The 6,487-nt window shown below is 70.1% G+C and carries 4 protein-coding genes and 2 pseudogenes; 1 reads left to right on the top strand and 5 read right to left on the bottom strand.

What is annotated here, in order from left to right; all coding sequences use genetic code 11:
* Positions 1 to 138: pseudogene (locus tag ACFRAC_RS33980) on the bottom strand (DNA-directed RNA polymerase subunit alpha); the annotation flags it as partial.
* 118 nt (positions 139 to 256) lie between these two features.
* Here ACFRAC_RS33980 and ACFRAC_RS33975 point away from each other — a divergent pair.
* Positions 257 to 1,173: pseudogene (locus tag ACFRAC_RS33975) on the top strand (APC family permease); the annotation flags it as partial.
* Positions 1,174 to 1,769: 596 nt separating this feature from the next.
* Here the strand turns inward: ACFRAC_RS33975 and ACFRAC_RS33970 are convergent.
* The 4 genes from ACFRAC_RS33970 to ACFRAC_RS33955 all read right to left on the bottom strand — a co-directional run bounded on the left by ACFRAC_RS33970 (position 1,770) and on the right by ACFRAC_RS33955 (position 6,125).
* Complete coding sequence (locus ACFRAC_RS33970; RefSeq protein WP_382938097.1) at positions 1,770 to 2,978, bottom strand: PP2C family protein-serine/threonine phosphatase; 1,209 nt, start codon at positions 2,976 to 2,978, stop codon at positions 1,770 to 1,772.
* 376 nt (positions 2,979 to 3,354) lie between these two features.
* Positions 3,355 to 4,401: a hypothetical protein gene (locus ACFRAC_RS33965; protein WP_382938094.1), complete on the bottom strand. Its 1,047-nt coding sequence runs from the start codon at positions 4,399 to 4,401 to the stop codon at positions 3,355 to 3,357.
* 433 nt (positions 4,402 to 4,834) lie between these two features.
* The gene (locus ACFRAC_RS33960; protein ID WP_382938092.1) at positions 4,835 to 5,071 is read right to left on the bottom strand and encodes a hypothetical protein; all 237 of its coding nucleotides are present in this window, start codon (positions 5,069 to 5,071) and stop codon (positions 4,835 to 4,837) included.
* A 541-nt stretch (positions 5,072 to 5,612) separates the two neighbouring features.
* Positions 5,613 to 6,125, bottom strand: coding sequence for a hypothetical protein (locus tag ACFRAC_RS33955; protein ID WP_382938089.1), 513 nt, complete (start codon positions 6,123 to 6,125; stop codon positions 5,613 to 5,615).
* Positions 6,126 to 6,487 lie beyond the last annotated feature (362 nt).

The following is a 6,487-nucleotide window of genomic DNA, read 5'->3' as shown; positions in this document are numbered from 1 at the left end:
GATCGACGAGAGGAGGGTGCGGCGCAGGGAGTTGCCGAGGGTGTAGCCGAAGCCCGGCTCCAGCGGCTCGATCACGAACCGGGAGCGGAACTCGTAGACGACCTCTTCGGTCAACGAGGGACGCTGAGCAATGAGCACGGGGTGTTGCCTCCAGTGGTTGGGCGCCCGCTATGTGACGCCGTAGACAACACGAAGGGTACGGGGCGATACGGGCTCATCGGCCTACGAAGAGGCCCGACCGCCCGACTCCAACCCCGTGTGGCCCGGACAGGCCCATGCGGTGGCGGTCGCCGCGGTGGTGGCGCTGACCGCCGTGAACTACGCCGGGATCCAGAAGTCCGCGTGGTTGACCCGGGCTGTCGTCGCTGTCGTCCTGGCGGTACTGGCGGCGGTCGTGGCCGCCGGTCTCACCTCGTCGGCGGCGGACGCGGCCAGGCTGGATGTCGGTTCAGATGCCACCGTCGCCGGCGTGCTGCAGGCGGCGGGCCTGCTGTTCTTCGCCTTCGCCGGGTACGCCCGCATCGCCACGCTCGGTGAGGAAGTCCGCGATCCCGCGCACACCATTCCCCGGGCCATCCCGCTCGCCCTCGGCCTCACCCTGGTCGTGTACGCGGCCGTCGCGGTTGCCTTCCTGGCGGTGCTCGGTCCCCGTGGGCTGGGCGAGGCGCCCGCGCCGCTGTCGGATACGGTGCGGGCCGCGGGGCCGACTGGTTGGCGCCGGTCGTGCGGGTCGGGGCGGCCGTCGCCGCGCTCGGCTCCCTGCTCGCGCTGATCCTGGGTGTCTCCCGCACCACGCTGGCGATGGCCCGTGACCGGCATCTACCCCGCGTCCTGGCCGCTGTTCATCCGCGCTTCAAGGTGCCGCACCGCGCCGAGCTGCTGGTGGGTGCCGTCGTCGTGGTGCTCGCCGCCACCACCGACGTGCGCGGTGCGATCGGCTTCTCATCCTTCGGCGTCCTCGTCTACTACGCCGTCGCCAACGCCTGCGCCTGGACGCTCACGCCCAGCGAGAACCGCTCGCCCCGTATCGTCCCCGCGGTCGGCCTGGCGGGCTGTCTGCTGCTGGCCTTCACCCTGCCCGCCGCCTCCATCGCCTGGGGGACTACTGTCCTCGCCGTCGGCATCGCCGCCTACGGCATACGCCGGGCCGTCACCGCCCGCCGGGCGTCCTGAACCTCTCACCTGCACGAGCGCAGTGTCGCCCCGAAGGCGTACGTCCGGGCGGACCGTCCCCCTTCGTGCTCATGAGGTAGACCCGAACCCCCGCTCGCGTCCGCACGGGACGTCCCCCTGCCCCACGCTCCTACTCCAGCGGCGGTGCGGGTGCATCTGCCACAGCAAGAGGTAGCCGCACAGCGTGGTGGCCTGCGCGGACACAACGGACGTTTCCGCGGGCCACGCAACAGACAGGGCAAATAGATAGGCGCAACCCTTGCCGCGACCCCGTGCTCCTGGTCGACCGGGACGACCGGTCACGCGGCCCAGCTGCGTGGGTGCGGGCGAGGTGGCGCAGCTCGGCCGGTGCCGCGGCACCGAGGGGACGGTTCCCCAACAGGGGTGCCACCACAGCCGGAGGGACCGGCGCAGCAGGCGGCGGCGCAGGGCGGTGGTGCGCGGAGGGCGGGGTGCGGCGAGCGCTTGGCAGGTGGCGTTTCCAAGCGGCTTGCGTCTGCACCAGGTCGTCGGAGAAGTCGGTCACGCCCACTCCGGCATCAGATCGCTTGTTCGAATTGCGTGTCGCTTCGGACATGCCCTGTCTGCTGCCGCGGTCAGGGGGCGCTGTCCTGTGACAGCGAACCCTGAGTGCGTGCCACAGGGACAGGGCCGTGCCAGTCCACGCACAGGACAGTGGCGTCGTCCCTCACGTAGCCGCGGCAGGCGTCGGCGACGGCGGCGACCATGGCGCGTACGGCCTCGCGGGGGTGCTCGGTTGCGGTGTCGCGGATGAGGCGCGGCAGGTCGACGGCTTTTGCTTGGCGCTCCTGCATGCCGTCGGTGTAGAAGACGAGGCGGTCACCAGGGCGCAGGTCGATGTCCTGTACGTCGTAGGCGCCCCGTGCGGGAACACCGAAGGGGAGGTTGATGTGCAGCTTGACCTCGTCAACGGTGCCGTCGCGCAGCCGCAGGGGCCACGGGTGGCCCGCGTTGACGATCTGGGCGCTGCTCCCGTCCAGAGCGATGCGCATCAGTTGTCCGGTGGCGAAGGTCCGTCTGCCGTGGTCGATGAGGGCCTGGTGGGTGTGGCGGGCCTGTTCGGCAAGGTCGGTGCCGGCGCGGCGGGCGCCGCGGGAGGCGTTGACCAGGAGGGTGGCCATGAGGGAGGCGTCGACGTCGTGGCCCATGGCGTCGGTGATGGACAGGTGCAGAGTGTCGTGGTCAAGGCTGTAGTCGTAGGTGTCACCGGCGATGTCGGAGGCGGGGACGAGGGCGCCGGCGAGGGTGAACTCGGGAGCCTCGCACGAGGGGGCCGACGGCAGTAGCTGACGCTGGATCTCCGCGGCCAGCGTGACCGTGGCGGCGCGGTTGCCCCAGTGGTAGAGGTCGGTGAAGCGCCGGTCGGTGACGATGATGTACGCCAGCGCGTGAGCGGCCTCCTCGACCTGCTGCAGTACGTCCTGTGTGACGTGGGTGAGGTGGAGCTCCAGGACCCCGATGGTGTCGCCGCGGTTGGTCACCGGGGCGAGCACTCGCTGCCCCTGGGCGCCCTCCTGCACTCGCACCACTTTCTGAGTGCGCAGGACATCGTCGTAGACACTGCCGGCCAGGAGAATCTGCTCGGCGCCGTGCTCCTGTGGTGCCGCCGCCTCGTCATTGACGCGTAGCAGGCGTCGGCCGACGACGTCGACGAACAGGAACGACACGTAACGCGCGCCGAACCGGTCGCGCAGGTTGTGCGCCACGACATCGAGGGAGCGCACCGGCGCGGCATGCTCCGCTGCCGCCAGTACCTCGGCCAGCCCGATTCGATCACGCTCCATTGCACCCTCCCTAAGGTTACGAGCCTCCTTCCCGCAGACGCCCTGGTCATCCCAGGCACAACAATCGCCTCAACCCCAGGGACCACGGCGCACGTGACCTGGGCCACTCAGACTTCGATGGCACTGATCAGCTTTCGCCGGCACAGGACCGTCACGCCCGGCGTGGTCGGCCTCGTGGCCGGGCCTTTTGATCGGCCCCCACCACGGTGGTCTGGAGCGACGCCCGGCCGGGTGATTTTCCTTCGCGCGCGCGGACGCCGTCCCAGCTGGGGCCCGTCGTTTGGATCATCTGGTAGTTGGCCAAGGCTGCTCACTGGAGACTCGATCGCGGTACCGATAGTGGCGTTTGCGCCGGCGCGGGGGACTTCCGCCGGGCTTACGGGAGGAGTTCGATGTGCGGATGGTCCGGGGATGCCGGGCAGACATGGAGTTGGAGGTCGTAGCCGCCGATGATGTCGATCAAGGTGAAGTTGCCGTCCTGGGCTCCTAGGGGAGGCGGGGCCGCGTTGGTCAGTTCCTCCTTGGCGATCCAGGTCCCGCTGCCGCCGTCCCATTCCCAGGAGGCGAGGGTGAGTAGCGGGACCTGCTCGGTGCCGCACTCGGGGCAGGGGCGGGGCTTGGGGTCGGTGCGGGGCCAGCTGCTCCAGCCGCCGGTCTTCCAGCCAGGGGCGGTGGAGAGGTTGTTCAGGTAGAGCTCGCCCGGGTCGTCCGCGTACGTGTTGTACCGCGCAGGATCGATCGTCTCCCAGCGGCTCATGTCGTCCAGCTGTTCCCGGAGCTCCTTGCTCAGCTCCCGGGGGTGGGGGAATTCGGTGACCTGCTCCGGTGAGAACAGGCATGGCTCCGGGAGGTAGCAGTCCCGCTGGACGATGGGCGGCTCGCGCGGTGCGTCGAGAACGTCGGTGACGGTGGCGGAGGCGCGCCAGAAGAGGGCTGTCCGGGGGTGGGCCATCTCGTGGTCGAAGGGGCACCAGAGGACCTGCAGGAGGTCCGCGTCGGGCGGGCACAGGAAGGGGACGTCGCGGGTGTAGAGCTGGGCGACGGGCAGGAGGGGGATGGGGGCATCGAACCACGGGCGGCCCACATTGATCCGCTCCCAGGTCGCCCGTTCCTCGGGTGTCCACTGAGGTGCCCGGGGGTCGAGGCGCAACCGCTCGGCCGCTACGGCGCGGTCGCGGCGGAGGAGCCGGACGTCGTCCGGTGAGTAGACCACCTGCGCCGCGTGTCTGTCGTACGGCTCGTCGCAGTGCGGCCACGGCTCGTCGGCGGGCCACAGGAGCGGGCCGCCCACGGAGCTGTCGCGCACGGTCGGCACCCCCGGCCGCGGGTGCAGCCGGGTCGCCGTCCGCGCCAGAGGAGCCAGCTCGGGGAAGAGCGCGGTGATGTCGAACGGCCGCGGTGGGGTGGTGAAGATGGCGTTCATAACGGTGATGCTGCCAGCAGCGTCTGACAATGGGCGTACCGATCTACGTCAGCTGGCACCACGCAGCTTCCCTTTGTCAGCAGACGGACCAGAGGAAAATGCCAGCGATAGGAAGTCCGGCCAGGTAAATGGTCGCGGTCTTCTCGTAGCGCGTGGCAATGCCGCGCCACTGCTTCAGGCGGTTGATGCACCGTTCGACGGTGTTGCGCTGCTCGTAGGTCTCGTGGTCGAAGGCCAGGGTTGCCGCTCCGGCTGCCGCGTCGCAGCCGAAATGGCGGTAGTGGTGCAGGTCTCAGCCCGTCCCCGAGCCGCGCACGGCCATGTGCTACCGGCCGGGGCTAGCCGCGAAAGCATGCAGGTGCTGTGCCGGGCTGAATGGCGGTGGTGTGCGGCGGGTGTCGGTCACGGCGCTGTTTCCTTCCGGTGAGGTAGGTCAGGCGGAGGCGTAGGTCGTGCAGCGGCCGTCGCCGTCGGGGTGGGCCCGCTTGCGCGTCGGGCCGGGGCAGGTGCGGCACAGCGGCCAGCCCAGGCACGTCGGGCACAAGTCTTCGCCCGGGGCGGTGGCGGGCACGCCGCAGCCGGAGCGCTCGACGAGAGCCCGGTAGGTGAGGGCCTGGACCACCGAGCGGGCGGCGGCCGCAGTCGAAGACCGCCTGCTGATCGCCGCCACGGACCGTTCGTCTAGTGGCGCCGCGCCGGGACAGATGGCGGTGGCCGGCGGCGGATAGGCCGGTGATGACCTGGCGCAGCTGTTCTGGACTCCAGCCAGCCGTCAGCATCACGGTCGCCACACGGCCTTGATCAGACTGGGCTGGCCCGGTCAGCAGCAGTTCGGGACGGCGCGCCCCGATCTCCAGGACCAGCCGGATACCCGCGTGTATCTCGTCCACCGCAGGCGGCGGTTTCGGCGACGTTGTCGCGTGCGAGGCGACTGTCCGCGGGTTTGTGCGCGCGGCGTCGTCGCGGTCGCACGGACGGAGGGGGTTGGTCTTCTGCTTGTTGGTCTTCTTGATGATGGTGTTCTTAGTACTGGGATCAGCCAACACTGGCTCAGCCAATCCTGGATAACCCGACTCTGGTGGTGAGCTGGGGTTTTTACAGGGCGGGCAAGTCGGTGATGACGTACCGGGCCGGCCCTAGCGCGCCGTCGGTGTAGCGGTCGCGTTCACGCCACAGGAATCGGTGCTGCTCAAGCTCATTCAGGCCCCCGGTCACGGCGCCGCCGCGTTCACGGCCGTGCCGGGCCAGGCCGGCGACCGTGACCTGCCAGCCGTCCCGGTGCGTGCTGATGCAGCCGAACAGTCCCTTCGCCCGATACGAGATACGGCTGTCCCTGAACAGCGCGTTGGCGATCTGGTGAACCGACCGGCCGCCATCACCCCGCGGCGGACGCCCGCCCCGAAGCCGGCATCGCTGGCGGGCTCCTGGACGGTGGATGCCGCATCGATCGGCGCAAAGTCCGGAACAGCGGGACGGTCGGTGATGCTGTAGACGATCTCTGCGAGGGTGCCGTCGGGGCGACGCCCGCGATCACGGACCAGGTAGCCGAACTCCTGCAACTCGCTCAGTCCCGCCCGCACCGCGTCCCGCACGTCCGGGCCCAGGGTGACAAGGGCGGCGATGGTCACCAGCCATCCGTTGCGGTGGGTACTGATGCAGCCGGACAGTCCCTTCGCCCGATACGAGATACGGCTGTCGCGGAACAACCCGTTCGCGATCTGCATGAACCGATCAGCCGCCTTCACCCCGCGGCGGACACCTGACCCGAAACCCCTCACCGCGCCGCCCAAGACTCAAGCCGCGTGCGGCGGGCACGGCAGCGCAGCGTGCCCGCCGGGGCGAGGCGGCCGGTGGGCGCAAGCGTGGAGGCGTCCGTGCGTTTCATACCGTCAGCTCAACCTCGGGCCCCGACCAGGCCGACGGCCGTGCGCACCGACCATCGGTCACGATCCGGCGAACCCCGGCCCTCACAGCCATGAGCGGGAGTGCGGTTCGGGGACGGCCACGCCTTGGCGAACGCCACCCTCGCCGCCGTGACCGGGAGCGTGGTCGGGAGATGGCCACACCTTGCCGGCACGGTGCGCAG

Source organism: Streptomyces sp. NPDC056628, assembly GCF_042792555.1.
Taxonomy (GTDB): domain Bacteria; phylum Actinomycetota; class Actinomycetes; order Streptomycetales; family Streptomycetaceae; genus Streptomyces.
This window is presented reverse-complemented; position numbering and strand designations above follow the sequence as displayed.